This is a genomic window from Kitasatospora sp. NPDC036934, assembly GCF_055608425.1.
In genome coordinates this window covers 38,575-62,417 of sequence record NZ_JBVJQR010000002.1, presented here as the reverse complement: position 1 = coordinate 62,417, position 23,843 = coordinate 38,575, and the positions used below count along the sequence as shown (strand labels likewise).

At 70.5% G+C, this 23,843-nt stretch carries 28 protein-coding genes and 3 pseudogenes; 16 read left to right on the top strand and 15 right to left on the bottom strand.

Features of this window, described 5'->3' with window-relative positions:
- Positions 1-6 precede the first annotated feature (6 nt).
- Positions 7-768, bottom strand: a complete 762-nt coding sequence (locus ACZ7BZ_RS03045; RefSeq protein WP_470356859.1) for an SMODS-associated NUDIX domain-containing protein — start codon at positions 766-768, stop codon at positions 7-9.
- Between the two features lie 566 nt (positions 769-1,334).
- On the opposite strand from ACZ7BZ_RS03045, the gene ACZ7BZ_RS03040 reads away from it, so the two are divergent.
- Positions 1,335-2,231: a hypothetical protein gene (locus ACZ7BZ_RS03040; RefSeq protein WP_470356858.1), complete on the top strand. Its 897-nt coding sequence runs from the start codon at positions 1,335-1,337 to the stop codon at positions 2,229-2,231.
- A 444-nt stretch (positions 2,232-2,675) separates the two neighbouring features.
- On the opposite strand, the gene ACZ7BZ_RS03035 is transcribed toward ACZ7BZ_RS03040, so the two are convergent.
- Positions 2,676-4,109: a DUF2252 domain-containing protein gene (locus ACZ7BZ_RS03035; protein WP_470356857.1), complete on the bottom strand. Its 1,434-nt coding sequence runs from the start codon at positions 4,107-4,109 to the stop codon at positions 2,676-2,678.
- A gap of 200 nt (positions 4,110-4,309) precedes the next feature.
- Between ACZ7BZ_RS03035 and ACZ7BZ_RS03030 the strand changes: the two genes are divergently transcribed.
- Both ACZ7BZ_RS03030 and ACZ7BZ_RS03025 read left to right on the top strand, forming a co-directional pair.
- Positions 4,310-4,759 (top strand): DUF6325 family protein, encoded by a 450-nt coding sequence (locus ACZ7BZ_RS03030; RefSeq protein WP_470356856.1) that lies wholly within the window; start codon positions 4,310-4,312, stop codon positions 4,757-4,759.
- An 80-nt stretch (positions 4,760-4,839) separates the two neighbouring features.
- A complete protein-coding gene (locus tag ACZ7BZ_RS03025) occupies positions 4,840-5,130 on the top strand; it encodes an SHOCT domain-containing protein (protein WP_470356855.1) in 291 nt (96 codons plus the stop codon).
- Between the two features lie 223 nt (positions 5,131-5,353).
- Here ACZ7BZ_RS03025 and ACZ7BZ_RS03020 read toward each other — a convergent pair whose 3' ends face one another.
- Positions 5,354-5,449 carry a DUF7144 family membrane protein gene (locus ACZ7BZ_RS03020; protein WP_470357164.1) on the bottom strand — a complete coding sequence of 32 codons (96 nt, stop codon included), beginning with the start codon at positions 5,447-5,449 and terminating at the stop codon, positions 5,354-5,356.
- Positions 5,450-5,472: 23 nt separating this feature from the next.
- On the opposite strand from ACZ7BZ_RS03020, the gene ACZ7BZ_RS03015 reads away from it, so the two are divergent.
- Complete coding sequence (locus ACZ7BZ_RS03015; RefSeq protein WP_470357163.1) at positions 5,473-5,700, top strand: hypothetical protein; 228 nt, start codon at positions 5,473-5,475, stop codon at positions 5,698-5,700.
- Between the two features lie 729 nt (positions 5,701-6,429).
- Positions 6,430-7,909 (top strand): annotated as a pseudogene (gene istA / locus ACZ7BZ_RS03010) (IS21 family transposase).
- A 9-nt stretch (positions 7,910-7,918) separates the two neighbouring features.
- Here the strand turns inward: istA (ACZ7BZ_RS03010) and ACZ7BZ_RS03005 are convergent.
- The gene (locus tag ACZ7BZ_RS03005; protein ID WP_470357176.1) at positions 7,919-8,392 is read right to left on the bottom strand and encodes a hypothetical protein; all 474 of its coding nucleotides are present in this window, start codon (positions 8,390-8,392) and stop codon (positions 7,919-7,921) included.
- 84 nt (positions 8,393-8,476) lie between these two features.
- Here ACZ7BZ_RS03005 and ACZ7BZ_RS03000 point away from each other — a divergent pair.
- Both ACZ7BZ_RS03000 and ACZ7BZ_RS02995 read left to right on the top strand, forming a co-directional pair.
- Positions 8,477-9,012: pseudogene (locus ACZ7BZ_RS03000) on the top strand (ATP-binding protein); the annotation flags it as partial.
- A gap of 251 nt (positions 9,013-9,263) precedes the next feature.
- Positions 9,264-9,590, top strand: coding sequence for a hypothetical protein (locus ACZ7BZ_RS02995; protein WP_470356854.1), 327 nt, complete (start codon positions 9,264-9,266; stop codon positions 9,588-9,590).
- A 126-nt stretch (positions 9,591-9,716) separates the two neighbouring features.
- Here ACZ7BZ_RS02995 and ACZ7BZ_RS02990 read toward each other — a convergent pair whose 3' ends face one another.
- From ACZ7BZ_RS02990 to istA (ACZ7BZ_RS02980), 3 genes are all read right to left on the bottom strand, one after another.
- On the bottom strand, positions 9,717-9,920 hold the full coding sequence (locus ACZ7BZ_RS02990; RefSeq protein ID WP_470356853.1) for a hypothetical protein: 204 nt from the start codon (positions 9,918-9,920) through the stop codon (positions 9,717-9,719).
- Positions 9,921-10,000: 80 nt separating this feature from the next.
- The gene (istB, locus tag ACZ7BZ_RS02985; protein WP_470356852.1) at positions 10,001-10,771 is read right to left on the bottom strand and encodes an IS21-like element helper ATPase IstB; all 771 of its coding nucleotides are present in this window, start codon (positions 10,769-10,771) and stop codon (positions 10,001-10,003) included.
- On the bottom strand, positions 10,768-12,183 hold the full coding sequence (gene istA, locus ACZ7BZ_RS02980; protein ID WP_470357162.1) for an IS21 family transposase: 1,416 nt from the start codon (positions 12,181-12,183) through the stop codon (positions 10,768-10,770). Before istA (ACZ7BZ_RS02980) ends, istB begins: the two co-directional genes overlap by 4 nt.
- A gap of 246 nt (positions 12,184-12,429) precedes the next feature.
- Here istA (ACZ7BZ_RS02980) and ACZ7BZ_RS02975 point away from each other — a divergent pair, with 246 nt between their 5' ends.
- The 7 genes and pseudogenes from ACZ7BZ_RS02975 to ACZ7BZ_RS02945 all read left to right on the top strand — a co-directional run bounded on the left by ACZ7BZ_RS02975 (position 12,430) and on the right by ACZ7BZ_RS02945 (position 16,016).
- Positions 12,430-13,011: a tyrosine-type recombinase/integrase gene (locus ACZ7BZ_RS02975; RefSeq protein WP_470357161.1), complete on the top strand. Its 582-nt coding sequence runs from the start codon at positions 12,430-12,432 to the stop codon at positions 13,009-13,011.
- A complete protein-coding gene (locus tag ACZ7BZ_RS02970; protein WP_470356851.1) occupies positions 13,008-13,925 on the top strand; it encodes a tyrosine-type recombinase/integrase in 918 nt (305 codons plus the stop codon). Before ACZ7BZ_RS02975 ends, ACZ7BZ_RS02970 begins: the two co-directional genes overlap by 4 nt.
- A gap of 13 nt (positions 13,926-13,938) precedes the next feature.
- Entirely contained in the window at positions 13,939-14,358 is a 420-nt protein-coding gene (locus tag ACZ7BZ_RS02965; protein WP_470356850.1) for a tyrosine-type recombinase/integrase, read from the top strand.
- A gap of 91 nt (positions 14,359-14,449) precedes the next feature.
- Entirely contained in the window at positions 14,450-14,641 is a 192-nt protein-coding gene (locus ACZ7BZ_RS02960) for a hypothetical protein (RefSeq protein WP_470356849.1), read from the top strand.
- A gap of 81 nt (positions 14,642-14,722) precedes the next feature.
- Positions 14,723-14,983, top strand: a pseudogene (locus ACZ7BZ_RS02955) (ATP-binding protein); the annotation flags it as partial.
- Positions 14,984-15,220: 237 nt separating this feature from the next.
- On the top strand, positions 15,221-15,712 hold the full coding sequence (locus ACZ7BZ_RS02950; protein ID WP_470356848.1) for a DUF5994 family protein: 492 nt from the start codon (positions 15,221-15,223) through the stop codon (positions 15,710-15,712).
- 58 nt (positions 15,713-15,770) lie between these two features.
- Positions 15,771-16,016 carry a hypothetical protein gene (locus ACZ7BZ_RS02945; protein ID WP_470356847.1) on the top strand — a complete coding sequence of 82 codons (246 nt, stop codon included), beginning with the start codon at positions 15,771-15,773 and terminating at the stop codon, positions 16,014-16,016.
- 56 nt (positions 16,017-16,072) lie between these two features.
- Here the strand turns inward: ACZ7BZ_RS02945 and ACZ7BZ_RS02940 are convergent, their stop codons facing one another.
- The 3 genes from ACZ7BZ_RS02940 to ACZ7BZ_RS02930 form a co-directional block, all read right to left on the bottom strand.
- The gene (locus ACZ7BZ_RS02940) at positions 16,073-16,690 is read right to left on the bottom strand and encodes a DUF5994 family protein (protein WP_470357160.1); all 618 of its coding nucleotides are present in this window, start codon (positions 16,688-16,690) and stop codon (positions 16,073-16,075) included.
- 164 nt (positions 16,691-16,854) lie between these two features.
- Positions 16,855-17,301 carry a DUF5994 family protein gene (locus tag ACZ7BZ_RS02935; protein ID WP_470357159.1) on the bottom strand — a complete coding sequence of 149 codons (447 nt, stop codon included), beginning with the start codon at positions 17,299-17,301 and terminating at the stop codon, positions 16,855-16,857.
- A gap of 312 nt (positions 17,302-17,613) precedes the next feature.
- Positions 17,614-18,060 (bottom strand): ATP-binding protein, encoded by a 447-nt coding sequence (locus tag ACZ7BZ_RS02930; RefSeq protein WP_470356846.1) that lies wholly within the window; start codon positions 18,058-18,060, stop codon positions 17,614-17,616.
- Between the two features lie 362 nt (positions 18,061-18,422).
- On the opposite strand from ACZ7BZ_RS02930, the gene ACZ7BZ_RS02925 reads away from it, so the two are divergent.
- Positions 18,423-19,631: a PP2C family protein-serine/threonine phosphatase gene (locus ACZ7BZ_RS02925; RefSeq protein ID WP_470356845.1), complete on the top strand. Its 1,209-nt coding sequence runs from the start codon at positions 18,423-18,425 to the stop codon at positions 19,629-19,631.
- Positions 19,632-19,707: 76 nt separating this feature from the next.
- Here ACZ7BZ_RS02925 and ACZ7BZ_RS02920 read toward each other — a convergent pair whose 3' ends face one another.
- The 4 genes from ACZ7BZ_RS02920 to ACZ7BZ_RS02905 form a co-directional block, all read right to left on the bottom strand.
- On the bottom strand, positions 19,708-21,081 hold the full coding sequence (locus ACZ7BZ_RS02920; RefSeq protein ID WP_470356844.1) for a GAF domain-containing protein: 1,374 nt from the start codon (positions 21,079-21,081) through the stop codon (positions 19,708-19,710).
- Positions 21,082-21,147: 66 nt separating this feature from the next.
- Positions 21,148-21,609 (bottom strand): pyridoxamine 5'-phosphate oxidase family protein, encoded by a 462-nt coding sequence (locus tag ACZ7BZ_RS02915; RefSeq protein ID WP_470356843.1) that lies wholly within the window; start codon positions 21,607-21,609, stop codon positions 21,148-21,150.
- 172 nt (positions 21,610-21,781) lie between these two features.
- Positions 21,782-22,195 carry an STAS domain-containing protein gene (locus tag ACZ7BZ_RS02910; protein WP_470356842.1) on the bottom strand — a complete coding sequence of 138 codons (414 nt, stop codon included), beginning with the start codon at positions 22,193-22,195 and terminating at the stop codon, positions 21,782-21,784.
- Positions 22,179-22,544, bottom strand: coding sequence for a helix-turn-helix transcriptional regulator (locus ACZ7BZ_RS02905; RefSeq protein WP_470356841.1), 366 nt, complete (start codon positions 22,542-22,544; stop codon positions 22,179-22,181). The genes ACZ7BZ_RS02910 and ACZ7BZ_RS02905 overlap by 17 nt, the downstream gene beginning before the upstream one ends.
- A 256-nt stretch (positions 22,545-22,800) precedes the next feature.
- Here ACZ7BZ_RS02905 and ACZ7BZ_RS02900 point away from each other — a divergent pair, with 256 nt between their 5' ends.
- Positions 22,801-23,052, top strand: coding sequence for a hypothetical protein (locus ACZ7BZ_RS02900; RefSeq protein WP_470356840.1), 252 nt, complete (start codon positions 22,801-22,803; stop codon positions 23,050-23,052).
- 40 nt (positions 23,053-23,092) lie between these two features.
- Here ACZ7BZ_RS02900 and ACZ7BZ_RS02895 read toward each other — a convergent pair whose 3' ends face one another.
- A complete protein-coding gene (locus tag ACZ7BZ_RS02895; RefSeq protein ID WP_470356839.1) occupies positions 23,093-23,671 on the bottom strand; it encodes a DUF5994 family protein in 579 nt (192 codons plus the stop codon).
- Positions 23,672-23,843 lie beyond the last annotated feature (172 nt).

The following is a 23,843-nucleotide window of genomic DNA, read 5'->3' as shown; positions in this document are numbered from 1 at the left end:
CCGAGGTCAGCTCGCGGGGTGGAGGTCCTCGCGGTAGCGCCGGTCGCCGACCAGAAAGGCGGACTGCGGCAGCACCACATGGGCTCCGGCGCGGCCGAGTGCTATCTCTTTGCGGGTGGCACAGATGACCCCCGCCTCTGTCTGCTCGTTCGCGAGGGTGATCAGTGCGGAACGCAGTTCCTCGGCCTCAGGACGGTCCGTCAGGAGGTCGTACACCTCCAAGAACCGAAGCTGTCGATATGCCTCTCCCGGCACCCTCATGGGGCCGTCGATGACGCGCCGGACGTGCTGGAACGCCACGGCCTTGGCGAGATCCGTAAGCTCCTCGTGCCCGACCTCGCCTAGTTCCTCGACGAGTTCACGCCGCAGGCACTCGGTCGCCGGCTCCCGGCCGTCCCCGCGGTGCAGCCAGCGCGCGAACGCGAGGACCCCGCTGCCGGAAAGGAAGCCCCGCAGATCGAGCCGCATCCCGGCACGGCCACGCTGTTCGGGTTCGAAGCCCAGCCGCTCCAGGGCGGAACGGGCTGTTTCACGGTACTTCACCACTCCCCCCGGCGGGCCGAAGGCGCCAGGGCGGGCGGGTGTGGCGAACAGGACGAAGCGGTCCTCCTCATGGAGCCGCAACAGCACGGCCACCGACACCCGTGTCCGGCGCCGCGGTGTGAGAAGGACGAGCAGCAGCTTCAGGTGCCGCCGGTTCTGCCAGAGGGTACGGCCTACGTAGCTGAGCAGGGCAAGAATGAGCCCGCCGACGATCTTCTCGACCACTGGGCCTCCCCCACGTGGTGTTTGCGCGCCAATGTACCGATGCCGTGCATCGCTCAGTGAGTGAACGCCCGGACTGTGACTGGTCCGTGTCCTGAGAGGTCGGGACGGTCAGGCGCGCACGGTCCACATCGGATCCAAGAATCCGAAGGTTCCCTGTGCTCCCGGCCCGGCTGGAGGGCTCGTGGTGGCCAGGAGGTTGAGAGCGATGGTTCCGTCGGCCTCTGGTCCACCAGGCCAGGTCCGCCACATCTGCGGTTGGCGTCGGCTGGCCTGGAAGACGAACGGTGTCGCGTCTGCGAGCAGGCCGGGAGATGCGCCTCGTCGGACCCCGGACCACCGTCCGGTCGGTCGGTCGGGCCCGGGCCGCCCGGGACGGTCGGCGCGCCTGTGGGCCGGGCCGCTCTTACGGTGAAGGAGCACAGCGGCTCTGCACGAGGCGGTGATCCCATGGGCCCATCCCCAGTCCGCTCCGGCATGCGCGGCGGGCAGGCGGCACGCCCGAGACGTCCCCGGATCCCGTGAGCCGGCGCGACGGGCCGACCGGCCGCGCACGTCTGCGGCGGACGTTGACGTTCTGGCTGCGTCCGGCGTTCGCACTGCGCGTCGTCGGCCGTTTCCAGCGGATCGTCGGCTTCGACCGGTCGATGGCGCTGGCCTCGACCGCGCTCTCGGCGTTCGTCCCGTTGGCGCTGTTGGTCTCGTCCGTCCTCGGCGGTCTGGCCCGGCCGGACCTGGCACAACGGACGGTGCGGCGCTACGGCCTGACCGGCGGAGGGGCGGATGCCGTCACGGCCCTGTTCTCCTCCGGGCTCGGCTCGAACCCGGGCCTCGGCGTGATCGGTGCGGTCTTCCTCGTGATCTCGACGCTCAGCTTCGCCCGGGCGGCGCAGCGGCTGGTCGAGCAGACCTGGGAGCTGTCGCCGCTGAGTGTGCGCAACACGGCCAACGAGCTGCGGTGGGTGGCCGGCCTGGCCGTCTACCTGGCGGTCACCGGCTGGCTCCACGCGGCGCTCCCGCGCGGACGGCTGGACCTCGCCGCGACCCTGTGCGAGGTGCCGGTCACGGCGGCCTTCCTGCTCTGGAGCGGCCGGATCCTGTCGGCGAAGCGCCTGGGCCCGCAATCCCTGTTCCCCTTCGCCGTCCTCGGAGCCGTCCTGGCCGCCGCGTACGCCGTGGGCGCGACCGTCTACCTGCCGCACCTGTTCAGCTCCTACGCCACCCGCTACGGGCCCGTGGGCGCGGTCTTCGCCATGATCTCCGCCCTGTTCGGCGCCATGCTCGCCCTGGTGGGCTCGGCCGCAGTGGGTCGGGAGGTGGTCGATGAACTCGACCGGATTCGGTACGGCCGGCGACCTCCGGACGACGAGGTCCGGCGCGAGTGGGACAACGTGATCGCCCAGGCCCGCCAACGCTGGCAGTCGGCATGGCACGAACTCGGGCGCCGCAGTCGGCGCCGGGGGTGACACCGACTCCCGGGCGGGTCCCGGAGCGCGCGGTCTCCGGCGCCGCGTCCGGATCCGGCCCCCCGGGGTCGAGGTCAGGCCTTCGTCACCAGGCGCTCGGCGGGGAGGTGACGGGCGAAGGCGAACCCCGCGACGGTGATGCCCCCGGTGGTGAGGATCGCGATCTTGAGACCGTCCAGTTGACTCGCCGACGCTGGACCGCACCACGTTGCCGAGCTGGGACGCGAGCAGCCCCGTCCCCAGCCCGAGGACTGCCATCGCCAGGGCGAACGACAGGGTGTCGATCTTCGGCTTGATGCCGGCGAGCAGCCAGACGATCGCGACCAGCATCACCACCAGCCCGACGCGCACCGGCGTCCGGGGTGAGGCGACGCGAGTCGGCGCGGACCCGCTCAGGGCCGCGAGCAGCATCGTGAGTTCGTCGAGGCGGCGTGGGCCTTCGCGTCAGACGTCCGAACGAGCGGTGACCCGTCCGGCGCCGACCGCGTCGAGCAGCGCCCGGTGGTCGCGTTCGTTCTGGTCGGCGTAGGCGACCGCGAAGCGGGCCAGGGCCCGGTCGAAGACGTCGCTCCGGCCCAGGTACGCGGCGATCGCGACCCGGTCCCCCGATCGGGCGTGGGCGCGGGCCAGGGTCCATCCGCACAGCCGGCCGAACTCGTCCAACTCGTCCGGCGACATCAGGCCGGGCTGCGCGATCCCCTTCCAGTCGCGCAACTGTCGGACGTAGAAGTCCCGTTCGCGACCATCGATCCCCTCGACGTGCTGCCAGCCGAGGAAGATGTCGCTGGCCGCCTGCATCAAGCGCTGCCCAGTCACGACCCGTTCGCCCTCGGAGGCGAACCCGCTGCGCCCCACGTGGGCGGCCAGCACGGACTGCTGGGCCTCCTTCGCCTGGAGGAACAGTGGGTCCCGGTCGTCCCTGCCCAGCAGCAGCACGATCCAGCAGCGGGTGCCGACGCTGCCGACCCCGACGACCTTGCGGGCCATGTCCACGACGGTGAACTTCCGGAGCAGGCTGCGCCGGTCCGCGGACAGGCTCCGGCCGTAACCCTCGATCAGGTGGTGGATCTCCTCTTCCAGCGCTAGGCGTTCGCGATCCGGGAGGAGGTCCGAGACGGGCGTGATCAGCGGAGGATCGGGGGCGATGCGCCGCTCTCCGTCCACCTCGCGGGTGAGGTTCTCGAAGGCTTGCAGGCTGTCGCGGGTACGGGCCTTGGCCAGGTTGGCGGAGAGCCGTTTCCGGGTGCCCTTGTGCAGTCGGCCCGAGACGGCCGCCTGCACCTGGTACGCGTCGGCCTTGGCGTACCAGACGTCGAGGTGGCCCATCCCGGCGAAGGCGCGCATCGCCTCCCGGTAGGACCGCACGCAGGACCGGACCGCCGCCTCGCTGTCCTCGTCGTCGAAGCCGTTCTCGCGTCCGGCGATGACGAGGCTGGCTGCGAGACGCTTCACGTCCCACTCCCACGGCCCCGGCAGCGTTTCGTCGAAGTCGTTGATGTCGAACAGCAGGTGCCGCTCGGGCGAGGCGAGCAGACGGAAGTTCAGCAGGTGTGCGTCACCGCAGAGCTGGGCCCGAATGCCCGAGGTGGGCGTGCCGGAGAGGTCGGCCGCCATGATCGTCGCGGCACCCCGGTAGAAGCGGAACGGTGATTCCGACATCCGGCCGTAGCGCACCGGTACCAGTTCCCGGACCCGTGAGGCGGACTGCGCCTCGATGAGGTCGATGGGATCGGGGCGGTCCCGGCGTGGCGCGAAGTCGCCGTGCGCGGACCGGGGCGACTTCCTCCGGGCCGCACGGCCCCGGTCGGCGCGTTCACGCGTCGTGAGAAGCGCCGGGGAGTGTTCTGCCCCGTCGCCCGGTGTCGGTCCGTCCGTCATCTCGGGCCTCCTCACGCATCGCCCGAAAGGAGTGTTTGCACCTCTCCATGCTCGGCCGTGTCGCGGGCGGGCGCATCCCGCGCCGCCCGGCGAGCCACTCGCCGGGCCGTGGCGGACGATGCGGCAGACAATCGGAGAAGGGGCAATCGGGGGGCTAAGCCCAGACGCCCGTCCTCCCGTCCCCGAGTAAGGAGGCCACCATGACCGACGACATCGACGTCCCCGAGATGGGCCCCGTCGACTACCTGGTCGTCGAGTTCCCTCAAGTGGGCATGAGAGGCGAGGGCCTGCCGTTGCTGCTCGATCTGGTGGACCGAGGCATCATCCGCATCCTCGATCTCCTGTTCATCACCAGGCGGGCCGACGGTTCGGTGGTCGGTGTCGACATCTCCGACATCGACCGGGACGGCCGGCTCGACCTCGACGTGTTCAAGGGGGCCTCCTCCGGCCTCCTCGGCGACGACGACATCAACGAGGCAGGTTCCGCCCTTGAACCGGGCTCCTCCGCCGGGGTCCTGGTGTACGAGAACCTGTGGGCCGCACCGTTCGCGAGCGCCCTGCGCCGGAACGGTGCCAGGCTGGTCGCCAGCGGACGCATCCCGCTCGACGACGTCCTCCACGCCCTCGAAGCGGCGGAGGCCCGGGCCTGAGCAGTGGCCGGGCAGTGATCGGTCCGATCGGCTCGGGCCACCCATCCACCGTGCACATCACAGATCGGAGGCCGAGACCCATGGCAGGTCTGCTTCGAGGCGTCGCCCGCACCGCAGTGATCTCGGGAACCGCCACGGCCGTGTCCAACCGCGTCTCCCGACGGCAGGCCGGCCGGTGGGCTCAACAGGAGGCCGCCCAGCAGCCCGCCTACGCCCCGCCGCCCTCACCCGCACCGATGCCGCAACCCGCACCGGCCGCCCCCATGGAGGAGAAGCTCGCCCAGCTCAAGGACCTCGCCGCGTTGAAGGAACAGGGCGTCCTGTCCGAAGCCGAGTTCGAGGGCCAGAAGCAGCGGATACTCAACTCCTGACCGGGCTGCCCGTGCCCGGCCGACCGCGTCCTGGCGGGACCGTTCGGGGACCGGCGGCCGTGGGCGGCCCGCCAGAGGATGCCCCGTGGCCGCCGGTCCCTCCTCCGGTCGGTCGACGGCCGGACGCGGCAGTGACCGCCCAGCGACCGGCCCGGCTCCCCGGAGGGACCAGGGAGCCCGGGCCGACCGCCTTCAAGGGCCGGGACGGCCGTTCTCGGGGCCGTCAGGCCTCCCTTCTGGTCGTTCCGGCGCACAGCGCCCAGATGACGAAGGCGTCGATCGCGATCAGGACGACCGCCCAGAAGGGGTAGTAGGGCAGCGGCCACCAGGGTCAGCCTCTTCCTGCCCGTAGGTACCGCCGAGGCGATCCGCCGGCGGGCGGGCAAGCGCGAGTTCTCGACATTCATCACTGCCGCCGTCGAGCGGGAGCCCCGGGGCCAGATCCTGGACGAGTACCTGGCCGACTACGAGCGCCGGAAGGGATCGATCCCGGCGGCGGAGCAGGAGCGTGCACAGCAGGTCTTCGACGAGGTGTTCGCCGAGGAGGGCGGATGGCCCGCCGCAAGCTGAGCCACGAAGGCACCCGGTGCTCGACTCCGAGGGCTCTCCAGGCTGCTCGGCGATCATGAGCCGGTCGTTGCGCCGGTCGCGGAGGCCCGAAAGCGGGTCATGGGGGTGGTGATCAGCGCCCTGACCATGTCGAAGCCGTGCACGGCCGCACCGACACGGCCCGGGGCGAGGCCGCCATCGTGGGCCTCGGCCTCGCGCCCATGGGCATGACCACCCGTGCGCACGCCTTGGGCGGCTGAGGGCCGCTCCGCCCAGCTGCGGGTGGGGCCGGAAGAAATCCACAACGACGAAGACCCGGGCCGCGTGGTGCGGTCCGGGCCTTCGATCGAGGCGGAGGATACGAGATTCGAACTCGTGAGGGGTTGCCCCCAACACGCTTTCCAACTGTCCGTCCGGCTGTCCGGGGGCGGCCGTAGAGGTTCCGACCTGCGGTGGAGTGATCCGCCGACTGGGCTCTGAACGCCAGCGGACGGAGGTGACTGCAACCAGGACTGCAACCAGAACCGGCCGCATCAGGCCTCTCCCGCGCGGTGGGGATGACGTCTCATCCGGATCACCCGTGGGCGTGGACCTTCCCCGTCGCGGGTGCCCGGGCCACGTGTCAGCGGACGCGGCAGACTCCCCAATGGCGGCCAGTTGGCCTCCCCGCTGGCGGACACGAAACCTCCCCGGTGACGGACAGCTGATCTCCCCGCTGACCCGCCAAGTCCATAACGCAGAGTGGGCGAGGTGAAGAGCGATGAGGAGATCATGGAGATTCTTGAGGCGTACGACCTCACCGGGAGTTACCGGGAGGCGGCCGAGCTGGTCGGTTGCGACCACCACACGGTCCGGCGCTATGTCCAGCTGCGGGGCCAGGGGGTTGACCCGACCGAGCGGGCCGTGCGGTCCAAGCTGATCGACGACTTCCTTCCGAAGGTGGAGGAGCTCGTCGAACGGTCGCGCGGCAGGGTCGGGGCCGACGCTGTTCACAAGAAGATCGCCGCGATGGGCTTCACTGGCACCGGCCGCACGACCCGCCGGGCCGTCGCGGCGGCGAAGGAGTCCTACCGGGCCGGGAACCGCAGGGTGTTCAGACCCTGGATACCGGAGCCGGCGATGTGGCTGCAGTGGGACTGGGGCGAGGGCCCACGGCTCGATGGACGGCGCACGAGCCTGTGGTGCGCGTGGCTGGCCTGGTCCCGGTTCCGGGTGGTCATCCCGGTGTTCGACAAGACTCTGCCGACGGTGGCGGCCTGCCTGGACGCGACGTTCCGCGCGCTGGGCGGGATCCCGACCTACTGCCTGACCGACAACGAGAAGACCGTCACGGTCGAGCACGTCGCCCGGATCGCGGTTCGCAATCCGGAACTGGTGCCGATCGCCCGCTACTACGGCACGGTGGTGCGTTCCTGCATGCCGGCCGACCCGGCGTCCAAGGGCGGCACGGAGTCGACCGTGAAGATCGCCAAGCGGGACCTGGTGCCCACCGCGGTGAACCTGCGGGCCGAGTACGCCGACTTCACCCAACTGCAGGAAGCCTGCGAGGACTTCATGACAGAGGTGAACAACCGCGTCCACCGGGAGACCCGCCGGATCCCGGCCGAACTGCTGGCCGAGGAGCGGCTGCGGCTGCACCCGGTGCCCGAGGAGCCGTTCACCGCCGCTTTCGGTGAGACCCGCCGGGTCGGCAAGGACGCGACGATCTCGGTCAACTCGGTGCGCTACTCGGTCCCGCACGAGCTCGTCGAGGAGAGCGTCTGGGTCCGCTTCCACGGCGACGACCTGATCGTGACCGCCATGGTCGCGGGCAGCGCGATCGAGGTCGCCCGCCATGCCCGCTCCACCCCCGGCAACCCGCGCATCGCCGACGAGCACTACCCCGACGCCCCGCGGGGGGCAGCGCACGCCGAAGCCGACCAACCCGGCCGAGGCCCCGTTCCTGGCCATCGGCCCCGGAGCGGTGGCCTGGCTGGTCGAGGCCGCGGCCGCCGGCACCCGGCGGATCAGGGCGAAGATGGCCGATGCCATCGCGCTGGCCAAGCTGCACGGCGCCGCCGACATCGACCGCGCGCTGGGCACCGCCGCGACGGTGGGCCGCTTCGCCGAGAGCGACCTGCTGTCGATCCTGGACCACCAGGGCGAGCACGGCCCCGCCGAGCCGATCCACCGCAGCGAGACCCACAGCCTGCAACCGGGCACCTCCGCCTGGTCCGGCTTCGGCAGCTGAACCCGACGGTCAGCCGGTCGCCGACCCGGCGGGCGGGGTCACGTTCTCGTCGGGGAAGGCCCAGGCGGGCCTGCGGCCGGGCGCCGGGCCGGCGAGAACGTGAACATCAAACGGACTCAAGTCGTTCTCGTGGTCTCGGGCGGTGAACCCGGCCGCCGACAGGATCGCGATCACCGCGCCGGCCATCGCGGCCTGGACCTCACCGGACTGCCGAACCGCCGCGGTGAATCCTCGCCGCTGCCTGGCGTCCTCCATCACGTTGCGCCTCAGCTGGGGGCCGACTCTCCAGGTCACAACCACCTCGGGCTCCGCGTCGGGAAAGACGCGGTTCAGCCAGTCGATACAGACCTCCACGCCGACGGCCAGCTCGGGTGCCAGGTCATTCGCGACCACCGGCAACCCGGCTGCGGCGAGCTCGTCACGGACCCGCCGAGCCAGCCGCTCGAAGGTGACCCGCACGCCCTCATCGCCCATCTCCTCCATGACCGCAACCTATCCAACCGCTCCGACACGAAGGACACGACCCATGACCACGACTCCGCCGGCCCCGCACCAGCCCGACCCCGACTGGCCGCACCCGCCTCAGCCGTCGCCGCGACCTCCGGGGCCGGGTTCGACGAGGCGATCGCCCTGACCTGCCGCCTGAAACTGCCTCACATCCGCCGGGCGATGGCCGAGATCATCCCGACCGCGAAGGCCCAACGCTGGGATCCCTCCGAGGTCGTGCGGGCCCTGCTGGCCGAGGAGGCCGCCGGCCGGGACGCGGCCAACCTCCGCACCCGACGCGCTCGCGCGGCCTTCCCCACCGGGAAGACATTCCACATCTGGAACGAGGAAGCATCCTCGATCCTAGTCCCGACGCAGTCTGCCCTGCGGACCCTGGAATGGGTCGGCCGACGCGAGAACCTCTGCGTGGTTGGCCCGTCGGGCACGGGCAAGAGCCACTTCACCGAGGCCCTCGGGCAGGCAGCCGTTGACGCCGGGATGACGGTCGCGTGGTTCACCATCGAGGATCTCGGCGCCCTGGTCCGGCGCCACCGGGTGGACGACTCCGTCTGAAGGCGATCACCCGGATCACCCGGACGGACTTGATCATCGTCGACCTATGCCGAGACGGCAACTATGCCGAAGCTGTGTGCGTTGTTCCGCTCCTTCGTGGGGTTTCGGCTGTTCCTGGCTCTGCATAGTTTCCGTGCCGGGCAGCCTCGTGGGCGAGGGGGCGGGGTGCTCCCACGAGGGGGTGGCGATGCCGTCCGGAAGTACGCGTCGGAAAGCGGGTGCCCTGGCACCGCAGGTCGAGCACTATCGTGCCTGGCTGGCGGAGCGCGGATACACGACCCAGACCGCCAGGAACATGCTCAAGGATCTCGGGCAGGTCGGTCTGTGGCTATCGAGGCAGGGCCTCGATGTTGCCGATCTGGACGAGGGGCGGCTGAACCAGCACCTTGTCGACCTGCGGAAGTCGGGTCGTCGCCGGGTGGCCGGGCCGCGCGGCATGGTCCCGCTGCTGAAGTTCCTGCGTGAGGCCGGGGTGGTGCCCGTTCCGCAGGTTCCACCGTCGCCGACGGCGGTTTTGCTGGATCGGTACCGGTGCTGGATGGAGTCCGAACGTGGCCTGTCGGCGTCGACGATGCTGCGCTACGGAACACCGCCCGGCGCTTCCTGGCCGAACAGGCCATGACCGACGGGAAGTTCACGCCGGACGGTCTGACCGGGGCCGACGTGAACGCGTTCCTGTTGCGGGAGTGCGCCAGGTGTCGGCGTAGTCGTTTGAGTGCTCCAGTCCGTACGGAGTTTTATGCACCAGTCAGGTGTAGACGTTGCGTCCGTACTCCTCGCGGCTCACCTGGAAGTCGTCCGGTCGGTCGCGGCGAAGATCCTCATATCGCGCCCCGAAGATGTCGATCGCCTCGTGGAGCGTGCAGCCTGACGCGTCCTTGATCGCCTTGAGTGCCAAGACAATCTGATGGTCCAGGATGTGGCGGTCTACGCTCTCAGGCAGCTCTTCCATGGGGCGACCGTACCGAGAGGCGTTCGGCTGCGCCGGTCAATATCACCGGGCAAGCAATCAAGATCACTTGCCCGAGGGCATCAGGCGACGTCGGTTTCTCGGTCGATGGCCTGGAGGCGGTTCTTGAGGCGGTAGCTGTTGCCGTTGATCGAGATGACGTCGCAGTGGTGCAGGAGCCGGTCGAGGATGGCGGTGGCAAGGACCTCGTCGCCGAAGACCTGGCCCCATTCGCTGAAGGTCTTGTTCGAGGTCAGGATGATCGAGCCCTTCTCGTAACGCTTGGAGATGACCTGGAAGACCAGGTTCGCCTCGGCGCGTTCAAGGGGCTGGTAGCCGACTTCGTCGACCACGAGGACGCTCGGCCGCAGGTAGGTGCGGAGCTTGCTGGTCAGACGCCCGGCGGCTTCGGCGGCCTTGAGGTGGCGGACCATGTCGTCGAGGCTGGTGAAGTAGATCGAGTAGCCGGCCCGGCAGGCGGCGACCGCGAGGGCGACGGCAAGGTGGGTCTTGCCGACCCCGGGCGGCCCCAGCAGGGCGGCGTTCGCCTTGGCCTCGACAAACGACAGTGTGGCCAGGTCTTTGACCTTGCGCGGGTCGAGTTCGGGCTGGAAGGAGAAGTCGTAGTCCTCCAGGGTCTTGTGGTGCGGCAGCTTCGACAGCCGCAGGCCCTGGCGGAAGCGGCGGTCGTCGCGGACGGCCAGTTCCTCGGCGAGGAGGAGGTCGAGGAAGTCGAGGTAGCCCATCTTCGCCTCGTCCGCCCGCTTGGCGTACTGGTTCAGGCTCTCGGCGAGGTGGGGCAGGCCCAGCTTGACGGCCATGGTGCGGATGCGGTTGCTGACCAGCTGGCTCAACGGGCTTCCTTCGTCGGGGAGTTGGTGGTGAACGGACGGGTTCCGGTCAGCTCGTCGTAGACGGACAGTGGGCGGCGGCCGACCTCGACGCGGGCGGCGGCTCGGTTGAGCAGGGCCCGAAGCGGGCCGGCTTCCTCGGCCAGGGCCTGTTCGTGGCGGGGCCGGGGCGCGACGTCCCCCGTCGTGACGCGCCTGGTGTCGCCCTTGGGTAGGCCGTCCCAGTGCCGCTCGTCGACGATGCGGGCGCCGCGGCCGACCGCCCGGGAGTGGACGGCCAGCAGGGTGCTGCCGGCCGAGTCGGGGACGGTGGAGTGCAGCACGATCTGGGACCGCGTGGCCCGGATTTCGACCAGCTGGCGTGGGCAGACCCGGCGGGCGGGAACCGAGTAGAGGTTCGCGTCGAAGGCGACCAGGCAGTCCTTGCCGACGTGCCGGAGGTGGCGTTGCGCGACCACGTAGGGGGTCCGCGGCAGCGGTCGCAGGGCCATGTGGTCGCGGATCGCGCGCAGGCCGATGACCTCGCCGTGGGTGCCGTGGACCCGCGCGCGTCGCAGCGGCACCCAGGCCGTGAACGCGGCGTCGAGCTCCTCGATGGAGGAGAAGGCCCGGCCGGCCAGGACGTGGTCGCGGACGATGAGCACCTGGCGCTCGACCCGGCCCTTGCCCTGGGGCCGGTAGGCGGCCAGCACGTCGATGTCAAAGTCGTAGTGGCCGGCGAACGCGACCGCCTCCGGGTGGAGCGGGACCGCCTCGCCGGGGGCGACGTGCCGGCGGACCACGGTCTTGGTGCGGTCGTAGACGATGCTCATCGGCACACCGCCGAAGTGTGCGAACGCCTGCCGGTGGCAGTCGAAGAACGTCGCGAGGTCCTGGCTGGTGGTGAAGCAGCAGAACGGGTCCCGTGAGTACGACAGCGTCATGTGGAACGAGTAGACCTTCGGGATGCCGACGTGGGCGAGGATTCTGCCCTCATCGCCCCAGTCCACTTGGGCCTGGGCGCCGGGCACGACCTCGAAGCGGCGGTGCAGGCCCGCGAGTTCGCCCGGGTTGATGCCGAGTTCCTCGGCGATCCGGGGCCGTGCTTCCTGCAAGTAGATCTTGATCCGCTGGTAGTTGATGGCGATCCCGTACTCCTGGACCAGCCGTTCGTGGATCACCGTCCCCTTGAGCAAGACCTCGGACCGCAGCATCGCGTCGATCAGCGGGGCGACCTCGTCGACCGTCCGCGGCCGGGGCAGGGCACCTGGTGCCCGCTGCGGAGGCGCGGCCGGGACCTGGCCGGACAGGTACTTCGCGACCGTGCGGCGGTTCAGCCCGGTCGCCTGCGCGATCTGCCGCTGGCTCATCGCGCCGGAGTCGTACAGCGCGCGATATCGCCTCAACTCCAGCCAGCGATGCGGGTCCAAGACCACTGTCAACCGCCTCCCTTGCCGCCCGAACCGACGACAGCAGACTCACGGACAACAGCCGTTCATCGCATCAACTTTGGTGCACAGTCACTCGTACGAGGTGGTGCATGTTGACTCGTACGCCGACACCAGGGTCTCGGCGGGCTCGGCGAAGGGGCGAGTGGCCGAACTGCGGTCGCTGATGCGGTTCCTTCACCTGCAAGGCGTCACCTCGATGAAGCTCGGCGGCGCGGTGCCTCCGGTGGGTGGCTGGCGCTTCGCCTCCGTGCCGCCGACGATGGCGGCCGGCGACGTTCAGCGATTGCTGGACCATACTCCGCGCCACGGGCGGTCGGTGTCCGCGACTACGCGATCTTGATGCTGGTGGCCAGGCTCGGGCTGCGGTCGATCGAGGTGGCCCGGCTGCTGCTGGACGACATCGACTGGCGCTGCGGCGAGATCGTCGTCCGCGGCAAAGGGCGCCGGGAGGACCGGCTCCCGCTGCCGACCGACGTCGGCGAGGCCCTGGTCGCCTACTTGTCCGGCCCCAGGCCCCGCTTGGATGCCCGCCATGTCTTCCTGACCTGTAAGGCTCCGCACGGTCCGATCCGGGCGGACCTGGTCGGCGACGTGGTGGAACGAGCCTGTTGGCGGGCCGGCTCGCCCAAGGTCGGGCCGCACCGACTGCGTCATGCTCTGGCCGCCGACATGCTCCGCCACGGCGCCGGCCTCACGGCGATCGGACACGTCCTCCGGCATCAGGACCTGGCCACGACCGCGCTCTACGCGAAGGTCGACTTCATCGCACTACGCGCGGTCGCACAGCCCTGGCCCGGGACGGAGGCGGCATGACCGATCTTCGCCAAGCGGTCGAGGACTACCTGCGGCTTCGCCGTTCGCTGGCGCACCAGATGGCCGAAGCGGCCTATCTTCTGCCGGACTTCGTGAGCTTCATGGACTCCCGCGGCGAACAGACCGTCACCATCGCCGCCGCGCTCGATTGGATGAAGACCCGCGAGCCCGAGGTGATCACGACGGTCAGTCCCCGACGGATCACCGCCGTCCGCGGGTTCGCCCGCTACCTGAGCGGGATCGACCCGGCGACCGAGGTGCCGCCACTGGGACTGGTGCCCTACAACCGGCGCCGGGGCCAGATCTTCCTCTACTCCGATGCCGACATCGCGGCGATCATGACGGCGACCAGAGCGACGATCCCTCAGCCGTTGCGGGCGGCGACCTATCACACGCTGATCGGGCTGCTGGCCGCGTCCGGCTTGCGCATCGGCGAGGCCATCAAGCTGGACCGCGACGACATCGACTGGACCGAGGGCGTGCTGCACATTCGCGAGTCCAAGTTCGGCAAGTCCCGCCTGGTCCCGCTGCAGGACAGCACCACGAACGCGCTGCGCGAGTACGACAGGCTGCGCGACGACATGATGCCCAGGGTCAAGGATCCCGCGTTCTTCATCTCTCTCACCGCGAAGCGGCTGATCTACGCCTGCGTGCATCCGGTGTTCCGGGCCCTGGTCGACACCGGATGCACGCAGGCCTCGACGCCCCGCACAGACCTCGGCTGCACGAGTTGCGACACACCTTCGCCGTTCGAACCCTGCTGCACTGATATCGCACCGAGGACAACGTCCAGGCGAAGATCCCGTCGCTGTCGACCTATATGGGGCACCGCGAACCGGCGTGCACCTACTGGTACTTGTCGGCCGCCCCGGAATTGCTCGCTCTGGCCGCCGCGCGCCGCGACGGCGTCCTGAAGGCGACCCGCCGATGACCCTGATCGCACCCACGCTGCAGGCGTTCTTCACCGAACGCCTCGCCCGCCAGCGCCAGGCCAGCCCCCGCACCATCGCCGCCTACCGCGACGCGCTCCGCCTCCTGCTCGGCTTCGTCCAGCAACGGACCGGGACCGCCCCGGCGAAGCTTGACTGGAACGACCTGAACGCGGACGTGATCTCCGCGTTCCTCAATCACCTGGAAGACGAGCGCGGCAACAGCACCCGAACCCGCAATGTCCGCCTGACCGCGATCCGCTCCCTGTTCTCCTACGCCGCCCTGCAGCATCCCGAACACGCCCTGCTCATCCAGCGGGTCCTGGACATCCCGCCCAAGCGGTTCGACAAGAGGACCGTCACGTTCCTGACCAGCCCGGAGGTCGACGCCCTGTTGGCGGCGCCGGATCCGAGATGAGCGCCTCACACCGCACGTCGACGCCATCGCCGCTCTCGCTCGGCGTCTGAACGTCGAGGACCTCCAAGGCCCGAGCGCTGTCCTTGAGGTTGTGCGCTACTTCAACGACGAACCCATTCGGCAGGACCGTCCCCTCGGGGACATCCCGACCGAGGCCCCGAAGCTGCTCGGCTGGCATCTTGGCCGCGACGTGCTCGACTTCCTCCACCTCACCGGCGCTGTCCTCGATGTCGATGAGTACGACCTGACCCAGGACTATGCCGATGACGGGTCCGTGTCCTGAGCGTCAGACCAGCGATTTCGAGTGAACCTTCGGCATAGTCGCAAGCTCGGCATAGGTCAACCTATGCCGATATCGGCATAGGTTGACGACATCGGGCTCCTGCCCGTCTCACCTGATGCCGCCGAGGGCTTCTACCGCTTGGTGGATGCCGCTTACGAGCGCCGCAGTCTGGCGGTCAGCAGCAACCTCCATCCTTCGGGATTCGACGAGATCATGCCCAAGACCCTCGCCACCGCGACCGTCGACCGGCTCCTGCACCATGCCCACGTCGTCGTCACGCAGGGCGACAGCCACCGCCTCGCCGAGGCGACCACCGGTCGAGGCGTCGTCCCTCTCGACTGACCCACCCTTGGGGAGATCGACTGTCCGCCGGGGACTTCTACTGTCCACCAGCGGGGAGATCAACTTTCCGCCAGCGGGGAGCTCCTACCGTCCCTTGACAGCCACGGTGGACGGACCGGCCCGGGGCCGAGGGTGCGGAGTACCGTGGGAGTGTGTCGGAGCGGCTCGACCGGCAGCGACGGAGGATCGCTTCTGCGGTGGCGGACGGGACGTGCGTCCGCGGATGGGTGGCGTGCCATGTCGGATGAATCCGGCCCCCCGCACCACGGTCTTCTTCCGGAGCGGCTGCGGCAGGCCGCGAAGCCGGGAACGCTCCTGCTGCGCCTGGCGACCACACGGTCGAGGGAGGGCGCGCTGGACGGCGCCTGGTGGCCTCGTTCACGGGATGTCGGCGCCGAGTTGCCCGGTCTGGTCAGGGCACTGACCGAACACCTGGGCCCCGTGGTGAGCGTGGGGCTGGACGCGGACGCCTGGGACGGGGTGCCGCCCAGGCTGGTCATCGACGGGCGGCCGGTGCACATCGACCGGTACCCGGTCGGCGACGACACGGTGATCGTCACACGGGGTGACCGCGACCACTTCAGTCTGCTCGTGGTTCCCCCGCAGGCGGCTCAGGAGGCAGCCCTGGCCGCGATGGCACGTGCGGTCGAGGCCGGTGGAACCGGCTCGGCACGGCAGATCCTCGTCTCGACCGGCGCCGACTCCGCGCCACCGGCCGAAGCGGTCTGAGAGGCCCGGCATCGCAGGTCGGGCCGCTCGGAAGGACAGGAGAGGCAGGGGCGACAGGATGTCCGTCTACGTGAAGATCTCGGCCGAGACCCGGACGCCGGCGGAGCCGTCGAGCGGGCCGCTGGACCTGCAGTACGAGGACGGCGCGGACGGCGTCACCTTCGAGTACGACCTGCACCCCAGCGGGGCGCTTCGTGTCCTGCGGGTCTTCGAGGACACCCCGCACCGGGTCGAGGCGTGCTTCAGCCCCGGAGCGTGGCTCCAGGTCGCGGGCACCTACCTGCGAAGCGGCTCCGAGTACTGACGGCGTACTGACGGCGATCCATCGGGAGCACAAGAGCGAAGGATCGGGCGGCGGCGTCACTGTTGGTCGGCGTCACCGCTGGTCGGCCGCGGGCCCGAGGCCGAGCGCCCTGGCGAGGACGACGGCCCGCCCCACCGGGCGGAGCCCCAGGCCGAGACCGAGGGGTCGCGTACCGGCCAGACGATCCCTCGCCGGTCGGGCACCTTCGCGGACGGCTCGTCGGCGAGCAGTTCGCTCGCCGTCCTGGTGTTCGCGGGATCGGCGGCCGCGGCCATGAGCCGGGCGGCGGCGACGGCTCCCGTCCGGGGTGGGATGACCAGCAGGGTCAGTCGGCGTGGAAGGTGTGAGCGGACCGAGATCGTGTGCTGGTCCTGCACGGCGGTGGACCCGTTCGCGTGGACGGTGTGGGTCACGTGGACGGTGCGGCCCGCGACCGAGATCCGTCGGGGGAGGGGCAACCACTGGGCGGGGTTCACGGTGACCCTGGCGACGTGGCCCCACCGCTTGTGCAGTTCGGCGGCCAGGGCGGGGAGTCCGAAAGGAAGGTCCTGCGACCGGGGCCACCAGGCCCCGTCCAGTCGTCCGGCTCGCGGTCCGGACGGTGCCAGGTACAACCGCAGTGCGGGTTCGGGCCCGGCGGGACTGGTAAAGGGCGCGCCGCCGATCACAGTCATGATCACGGACCTGTCTCCGGACCTGAGCGGTGCCACGTCCGGGATTGCCGTTCGCCGGAAACGACGCGAGTGGCCGGTGCCGGCATGCGAGGTGCCTCCGGTGACGTCCAGGCTGCTCCCGCTCCGGCCCGGAACCGGCACGGTGGTGAGCGGTCACGGACCGCTCACCCGAGCAGGAGTTCGGCGGCCGGGGTGTGGTTGCCGGTTGCCGAGGCCGCCGTCATCGCCGAGGCCGCGGTCTGCCTGCTGGTGCGGGGCGGTACCACCAGCAGGAGGAAGTGATCCTGGAAGCCCCGGGTGACGCTGATCGTCGTGTCGCTCGCGGCGAACCAGTTGATCTTGACGGTGCAGCCGTTGACCACGACCGACCGAGGTACTTCGTCCCAGGCCGCGGAGTCGAGGCCCACCCTGACGATGCGGCCCAGGTGGGCACCGAGCGCGGTGATCAGGTCCGGTAGCTCGTCCAGGACGTGCCCGGAGCGGGGCCACCAGGCCCCGTCGAAGATTCCCTCCCGCGCCATCGTCTGCTCCAGTACCAGGCGTGGCAGGAGCGGGGCCCCGGGCACCGACCACGGCCCGGACGAGGAAGGAGTGGGAAGGGGGATCGGCATCATGCGGAGCCGCCCGTCCGGTCCACGAGGGACCTGTCATGACCCAGGGCGACACGAGCGCGAATGCCGGTGTGCGGAATGTCCTCGGTTGCCACCCACGGTACTCCGCGGGCGCCGCCGTCTGACGGGAACGCCGGAGTAGGTTTCACAATGTCCAGGGCGGTTGCGATGCGGATCAAGCATCTGGCCGTCTGGCCCGTCGTGGACGCGGACGGCCATCTCCTCGGTGTCCGCGTCCACGACGGGCCGAGCTGCCGCCCTGCTCGCCGCTCCTTCCGCTTGAACCGTCGTGTCCGTCCCGTCCTGCCGTCGTCATGACGACCGCCGTCTCACCGCGCCCGGGTCGGTTGCCCGGCCTGGCACGAGGAGGTCGGCCCAGACGGCCTTGCCACGGCCTTCGGGGAAGGCGCCCCACTGCAGGGCCAGGTGGTCGACGATGAACAGTCCGTGGCCGCCGACCCGGGCAGGCTGGTGACTGCCGGGATCGGGCGGGATGATGTCGGCCCGCGGATCCGTGACGGTGATGCGCAGACGTGAGCCGTCATCGTCCAGGTCCATGGCGAGGGGACCTGCCGTGTACCGGACGGCGTTGGTGAGCAGTTCTGACGCGACCAGTTGGGCGTCGTCGCCGGTGGTGGAGGAAGCCAGGCGCCAATCGGCGAGGGCCTGGCGGGTGAAAGCCCGCCCTTCGCGCACCGGGGAGGCTCCGCTGCCCGCGGCGAACGTCAGGTGTCGATGATGGTGGACGGCTGCGAACATGGTGGTCGCTTCCCATCGGTTCGGGCCATGCCCGGATGACGAAGTCTCGTCGCACCATGACGGCTACCCGGTCGGGCAAGGCTCACGCGGGACTCGCGCAACCGTGGGCTTGCGCACCGGCGGCGGATTCGCCCGGCCGCGTCGGCTCCGTACGGTGAACGGCCGGGGCCGGACGCCACGAAGCCCTAGCCACGGTGGAACCGCGCCGCACGCCCTCGGCATCCCGTCGACCCGCTGGAGCGCGCATCGCCCGGCAGTGGGGCGTAATGGAAGGAGTTGCCTCGGTTCACGGATGCGGGGCGTTCGGCTCGGCAACAGCGGTGCCCGACCCGACGACGGGAGCAAGACGGCGGTGAACGAGGATGAGCGGTGACCAGCCGTCCGCCCCACCGGAACCCGGCCGGACGCACGGTACCGGCGAAGACCTGCTGTGGGGCCCGCTGCTGGACCGGGCCCAGGAACTGCCGCCCCGGATGATCGCTCCACTGGTCGCCGACGCGGTGCGCCGGTTCGGCGGTCGTGACCCGGTCCTCCTGCTGCAGGACTACGGACAGCTGGTCCTGGCACCCTTGCACGGGCAGGGGCTGACGGCCGGGGAGCCAGTGCCGATCGACGCCTCACCCGCGGGTGAGGCGTTCCTGCGCGGTGTTCCCGTCGAGGAACCGCAGGAGGACGGCGTGCGGGTGTACCTGCCTCTGCCGGACGGCGGTGACGAGGTGGGGGTGCTGGCCCTGACGCTGGACGCCGTCGACGAGGACGACCGCCGGCTGCTGCGGGTCTTCTGCGCCCTGGTCGCCGATCTGCTGGTCACGAAGAACGCCTACACCGACCGGATCTTCCAGGCCCGGCGCCTCCAACCGATGAGTGTGGCCGCGGAGATCCAGTGGTCGCTCCTGCCGCCGCTCTCGATGACGGCCCCCCTGGTCGCCGTGGCGGGCATCCTCGAACCGGCCTACCACGTGGCCGGGGACAGCTTCGACTACGCGCTCAACGACGACCTCCTGCACGTGGCGACCATCGATGCCATGGGCCACGGACTGGATGCCGCCACCATGGCGAGCGTCGCCATCGGCGCGTACCGGCACGCGCGGCGCGCCGACGTCGGACTGGCGGAGATCTACGCGTTCATGGACCGGGCCATCGCCGAACAGTTCGGGCCGGACCACTTCGTCACCGCGCAGATGATGCGCCTGGACACCGTTACCGGCCGCCTGCAGTGGGTCAACGCCGGTCATCCGGCGCCCCTGCTGATCCGCGGCCGTCGCGTCGTCGAGCGGTTGGAGAGTGCCACCACCCTGCCGGTCGGCTTCGGCGGCGAGCAGCCCGTGATCAGTGAGCGGCTCCTGCGGCACGGGGACCGGGTGCTGTGCTTCACCGACGGCCTGGTCGAGGAACGCGCGCCCGGCGGGGATCAGTTCGGCGAGCGTCAGCTCATCGACTGGGTCAACCGGGTCGAGCGCTCCGACTCCGGACTCCGGACCACGGTGCGCATGCTCTCTCACGTCCTCAAGGAGGAGCGGGGCGGGCGCACGAGCGACGATGCCACCCTGTTCGCGATCGAATGGCGCTGAGCCGTCGGTGTCCCCCTGTGCCGGACGGGACGACCGTCCCCCGGGTTGGCCGGGCACCGCCCCCGAGCACCACGGGTCAGGGCCCTCCGGGCCCGGGGTCGGGGCGCTGGAGGTCGAAGACGGTGGCGCGGATGTCGCGGATGACGGTGTCGAGGCGGCCGACGGTGTCGAGCAGGTGCTGCTGCCGGTCGGGCGGTGCGGTGGTGGCCAGGCCGTTGAGGGTGAGACTGATGGCGAAGATGCCCTCGATGACACGGTCGCGCAGGTCCTGGGCGATGCGTTCGTGGTCACGGACCTGTGTGACGAGCTCGGCGTCGGCGCGTTCGGCGGCCAGCTGCTCGGCGAGAGCGGCCTGGGCGGCGAAGACGGTCAGCATGTCGAGCTGGTCGTGGTCGAATTCCGACCGGCCCGGGTGGCGGGCGACGAGAAGGACCCCGGTGCGGATACCGCGGGCGGTCAGCGGGGCGAACATGGCCGGGCCGGATGCGGGGGACAGGTCGGTGTCCGGTTGGTGGGCGCGTTCGTCGGTGGCCAGGTCGGCGGTGATCAGCGGTTCGCCGCGGTTCAGGACGAGCCCGGTCAGAGACTGTGCGGTGGGCAGGTGGTAGCCGGTGACGCGGTCGGCGTCCTGGCCGCCGGCGATCCGGATGACCAGGCGCTCGGGGGTGTCGGGGAGGGCGATCGCCGCGAGGTCGGCGCCCGCGACCTGCCGCGCCTGCTCGACGATCAGCGCGAGCACCTTGTCCGGCTCGGAACGGGCCAGGAGGGCGGAGCTGATCAGGGCGGTGGCGTGCTGCCAGGCCTCCCTGCGCTGGGCCTGTTCGTAGAGCCGGGCGTTGTCGACGGCCGCCGACGCGGCACCGGCCAGCGCTTGGAGGAGTTCCTCGTCCTCCGTCGTGAACGGTGCCGGCACGGTGTCGGCACCCTGCTTGTCGGCGAGGTAGAGGGCACCGAACGTCCGGCCGCGGGTCCGGATCGGCACGCCGAGGAAGCTCCGCATGGTCGGGTGGCCGGCCGGGAAGCCGTACGTGTCAGGGGCCGCGTGGATGTCGTCGATCCGCAGCGGACCGGACTGCGTCCGTAGTCGGCCGAGGACACCTTCGCCTTGGGGCCACGGACCGATTTCCCGGGCGGCGGCCGGTTCGATGCCGCTGTGCCGGAACTGGACGAGCCGACCTTCGTCGTCGAGTACGGCCAGGGCGGCGAAGCGGGCTCCCAGCAGCTCGCGGGCGGCGTTCACCAGGTGGTCGAGCACCCCCGGGGAGGCGATGTCCGTGGTGACCGCGAGAACCGCTCGCAGGAGGTCGCGCAGGCGGCTTTCCGCGTGCAGGACGTCATTGGCTCGCGTCACTACGGCCTGGACGGCACGGTCGAGCTCCAGACGGGCGGGGTCGGGGATGTGCACGAAGCCGGACGGGTCACCGGGCGGGCCGTTCGCAGGAGTTCCCACCGGGCCGCACCTCCGTACGTCTCACTACTTTCCGGGCACAGTCCTTATGCCCGTTCGCGGGCCCGTTCAGGCGTTGGGCGTGGCACCGGGGTACGGGAGCGGGGCACGGCCGGGACCGGCTCCGGTGATCGGGAACCTCCGGCCGTCCACCTGCGTGGTCGTGATCCGCAGCAGGGATTCCGCCGGGCCGGGAACCCAGGGCGTCTCGGACCCGGTGCGGCCGATGAGGCGATCGGCCTCCCCGGCATCGGTCACGGGGTGGGCGTAGCCGGTCACACTGACACTCCACGCGGTGGCGGAGTCGGCGCCCTCCGCTTCGAAGAGCACGACATCGCCGTCCGCCAGCCGCTGGAGGCGTGCGTCGGCACCGGCGCCGACCACGATGTCCTCGTCGAGGAGGTAGTTCACCGGGGCGACGACGGGCAGGGCCCGCGCGGTGAACACCACTCTGCCGTAGCCGGTGCTTGCGAGCAGGGACAGGCATTCCTGGCGTTCCAGCCCACCGAATACCTGCGTCGCCTCGTCCATGCCTCCATGCTCCTCGTCCCGGCACGAGCCGCGGCATGGGTCACTTGGCCCTGCTTGGCCGCCGTCCGGCCGCTGTTCGAGGGGCCGACCGTTCGGCAGGTGCGACAGGTGGCCTGCCGCATGGCTCTGAGGCATGGACGGTGTTCTGCGGCCGCTGTGCCCGGTCGCCGCCTCATCCTGTCCGCCGACTGGCGGCGCAGGTGTCCGCCAGGGCGCTGCGGACGTCCGAGCAAATGGTGAAGACTCCGTCGGCGCCGGTGATCTCCAGTACTCGTCTGGTCTGAGGCGGCGGGGCGGCGAGCACCATCTCCACACCGGCGGCCCTCGCGCGCTGGCGGGCGGCGAGGAGGGCGTTGAGGCATACCGAGTGGCAGAAGGCCAGGCCGGTCAGGTCGACGATCAGCCGGGGCGGGCGGCTCTGCACCACCCGTGCGAGGGCTTGCTGCAAGGGGTGGCGGTCCTCCAGGTCCACCGCGCCGTCGAGGCGGACGATCACTGCCTCTCCGTCGACCACCGTGGTGGTTGTTCGCAGTTGCGGTGTGAGGTGCTGGAGGCGGTCGGGCGCGGTCTCACGGATGCTCACCATGATGATCACCGGTAGGAAGCGTCTGGTGGGGGCCGGGGCCGGGGCGGAGACCGGGGCCGCCGAACAGTGCCAGCAGGCCTGCGATCTCGTGGTGGGCCTCGGCGGGATGGCGGAAGTACGTGCCGCCGACGACGTGGTAGTGATTGCGACGTCCGTGCCGTGTACGGGTGAGGAAGCCGGCGTCCTCCAGGTCGGTGACGATCGCCTGTACGGCCCTCTCGGTCACTCCGCACGTCGTCGCCAGATCCCGCAGGCGGATTTCCGCGTCACGCGAGATCGCCACAAGTACACGCGCGTGATGCGTCAGGAACGTCCACCTCGTCCGAGGCCCCTGTCCGTCCTCCCGCATAGCACAAGTATGCTCCCGGATTCCGGTTTCGGGATGCCCGAGTCCAGGATCGTCAATGGTCGTTGCCGCCCGGCCACCCCGCGCGCCGTCCGCCACCACCCTTCCCGGATGTCGTCCGCCTCGAAGATCGGCCACCTCCTCCACTCCTGGACCCGTCGTGGCGCCGGAGCCGCCGGCCGACATCCCCGGGTCGCCCTCCGTCCGCCCGTCTCGTACGGTCGTGGTCGGGGCAGGAGCGTTGTCACAGGAGGCCACGATGCGGCGCTACCGGTGGATTCTGGAGACCCAGGACGACGACGGCCACTGGTCCCGGCAGGACGACACGACGACGCCGAATCCGCTGGAGTACGACGGTCCGCCGCAGCGGGCGGCCAACCACCTCCGGGACGTGTTCGTTCGCACCCTCTCCCGACCCGCGCCGGGCCCCCGGGCGGTCAGGGTCCGACTCTGGGAAGGCCCCGGTATCGACGGCGAGCCCCAAGCCGAGACCGAGTGGTCACGCGAGTGACGCGGGCCCGGCCCCGGCCCGGGCGGCTCCCGTCCGCCGCCTATACGGATGCCGGCCAGGAGGCGGCCCGGCTCCGGGCGAGATCGGCTCGCCGGTCGGCCTCGCCAGGCTCGGTGGAGGGTGTGGCGGGCGACGGCAGGAAGTCGGAACGGGTGTCCGGCACGGTCGCACCGGCGCTCGGCTCCGCGGCGAGCAGTTCGCTCGCGGTCCTGGTGTTCGCGGGATCGGCGGCCTCGGCCATCAGCCGGGCGGCCTCGACGGCATCCGTCTGGGGCGGGACGACCAGCAGGTTCAGCCGGCGGGGGGTGTAGGAACAGACCATGATCACGTGCGGGTCCTGCTCGATGGTGAACCAGCCCGCGTGGACGGTGTGCCCGGTGACCGGTATCCGCCGGGGGATGACGGGCCACTGCGTGGGGTTCACGGTGATCCGGGTGATCCGGCCCCACCGCTCGTCGATCTCGGCGGCCAGGGCGGGGAGTTCGAGGAGAAGATCACGCGAGCGCGGCCACCAGGCTCCGTCCAGACGGCCGGGCCGCACGCCACTGGGCGTGAGGGAGAGCCGTGCCGGGGAATCCGTGGCGGTGGGCGTCGTCGCACGATCGAGGGTCGCGGTCATGATCAAAGACCTGTCCCCGGGCCCGGCCGAGAGGTCGGGTCCGGCATTGCCGTTCGCCGCAGACGACGCCAATATCCGGTACCGGCATGCGAAGTGCCTTCGGTGATGTCCAGGCTACTCCCGGTTCGACCGAGACCGGCACGCCCTTGGCCCAGGACCTCGGGCCGGCCCT

Bases quoted from the DNA above. Each gene is read 5' to 3' on its own strand.
- ACZ7BZ_RS03035 (WP_470356857.1), bottom strand. From the start codon at position 4,109: ATGACGGACGGACCGACACCGGGCGACGGGGCAGAACACTCCCCGGCG.
- ACZ7BZ_RS03030 (WP_470356856.1), top strand. From the start codon at position 4,310: ATGACCGACGACATCGACGTCCCCGAGATGGGCCCCGTCGACTACCTG.
- ACZ7BZ_RS03025 (WP_470356855.1), top strand. From the start codon at position 4,840: ATGGCAGGTCTGCTTCGAGGCGTCGCCCGCACCGCAGTGATCTCGGGA.
- ACZ7BZ_RS03005 (WP_470357176.1), bottom strand. From the start codon at position 8,392: ATGGAGGAGATGGGCGATGAGGGCGTGCGGGTCACCTTCGAGCGGCTG.
- ACZ7BZ_RS02995 (WP_470356854.1), top strand. From the start codon at position 9,264: ATGCTCAAGGATCTCGGGCAGGTCGGTCTGTGGCTATCGAGGCAGGGC.
- ACZ7BZ_RS02990 (WP_470356853.1), bottom strand. From the start codon at position 9,920: ATGGAAGAGCTGCCTGAGAGCGTAGACCGCCACATCCTGGACCATCAG.
- ACZ7BZ_RS02970 (WP_470356851.1), top strand. From the start codon at position 13,008: ATGACCGATCTTCGCCAAGCGGTCGAGGACTACCTGCGGCTTCGCCGT.
- ACZ7BZ_RS02965 (WP_470356850.1), top strand. From the start codon at position 13,939: ATGACCCTGATCGCACCCACGCTGCAGGCGTTCTTCACCGAACGCCTC.
- ACZ7BZ_RS02950 (WP_470356848.1), top strand. From the start codon at position 15,221: ATGTCGGATGAATCCGGCCCCCCGCACCACGGTCTTCTTCCGGAGCGG.
- ACZ7BZ_RS02945 (WP_470356847.1), top strand. From the start codon at position 15,771: ATGTCCGTCTACGTGAAGATCTCGGCCGAGACCCGGACGCCGGCGGAG.
- ACZ7BZ_RS02940 (WP_470357160.1), bottom strand. From the start codon at position 16,690: ATGACTGTGATCGGCGGCGCGCCCTTTACCAGTCCCGCCGGGCCCGAA.
- ACZ7BZ_RS02935 (WP_470357159.1), bottom strand. From the start codon at position 17,301: ATGCCGATCCCCCTTCCCACTCCTTCCTCGTCCGGGCCGTGGTCGGTG.
- ACZ7BZ_RS02930 (WP_470356846.1), bottom strand. From the start codon at position 18,060: ATGTTCGCAGCCGTCCACCATCATCGACACCTGACGTTCGCCGCGGGC.
- ACZ7BZ_RS02925 (WP_470356845.1), top strand. From the start codon at position 18,423: ATGAGCGGTGACCAGCCGTCCGCCCCACCGGAACCCGGCCGGACGCAC.
- ACZ7BZ_RS02915 (WP_470356843.1), bottom strand. From the start codon at position 21,609: ATGGACGAGGCGACGCAGGTATTCGGTGGGCTGGAACGCCAGGAATGC.
- ACZ7BZ_RS02910 (WP_470356842.1), bottom strand. From the start codon at position 22,195: ATGGTGAGCATCCGTGAGACCGCGCCCGACCGCCTCCAGCACCTCACA.
- ACZ7BZ_RS02905 (WP_470356841.1), bottom strand. From the start codon at position 22,544: ATGCGGGAGGACGGACAGGGGCCTCGGACGAGGTGGACGTTCCTGACG.
- ACZ7BZ_RS02900 (WP_470356840.1), top strand. From the start codon at position 22,801: ATGCGGCGCTACCGGTGGATTCTGGAGACCCAGGACGACGACGGCCAC.
- ACZ7BZ_RS02895 (WP_470356839.1), bottom strand. From the start codon at position 23,671: ATGACCGCGACCCTCGATCGTGCGACGACGCCCACCGCCACGGATTCC.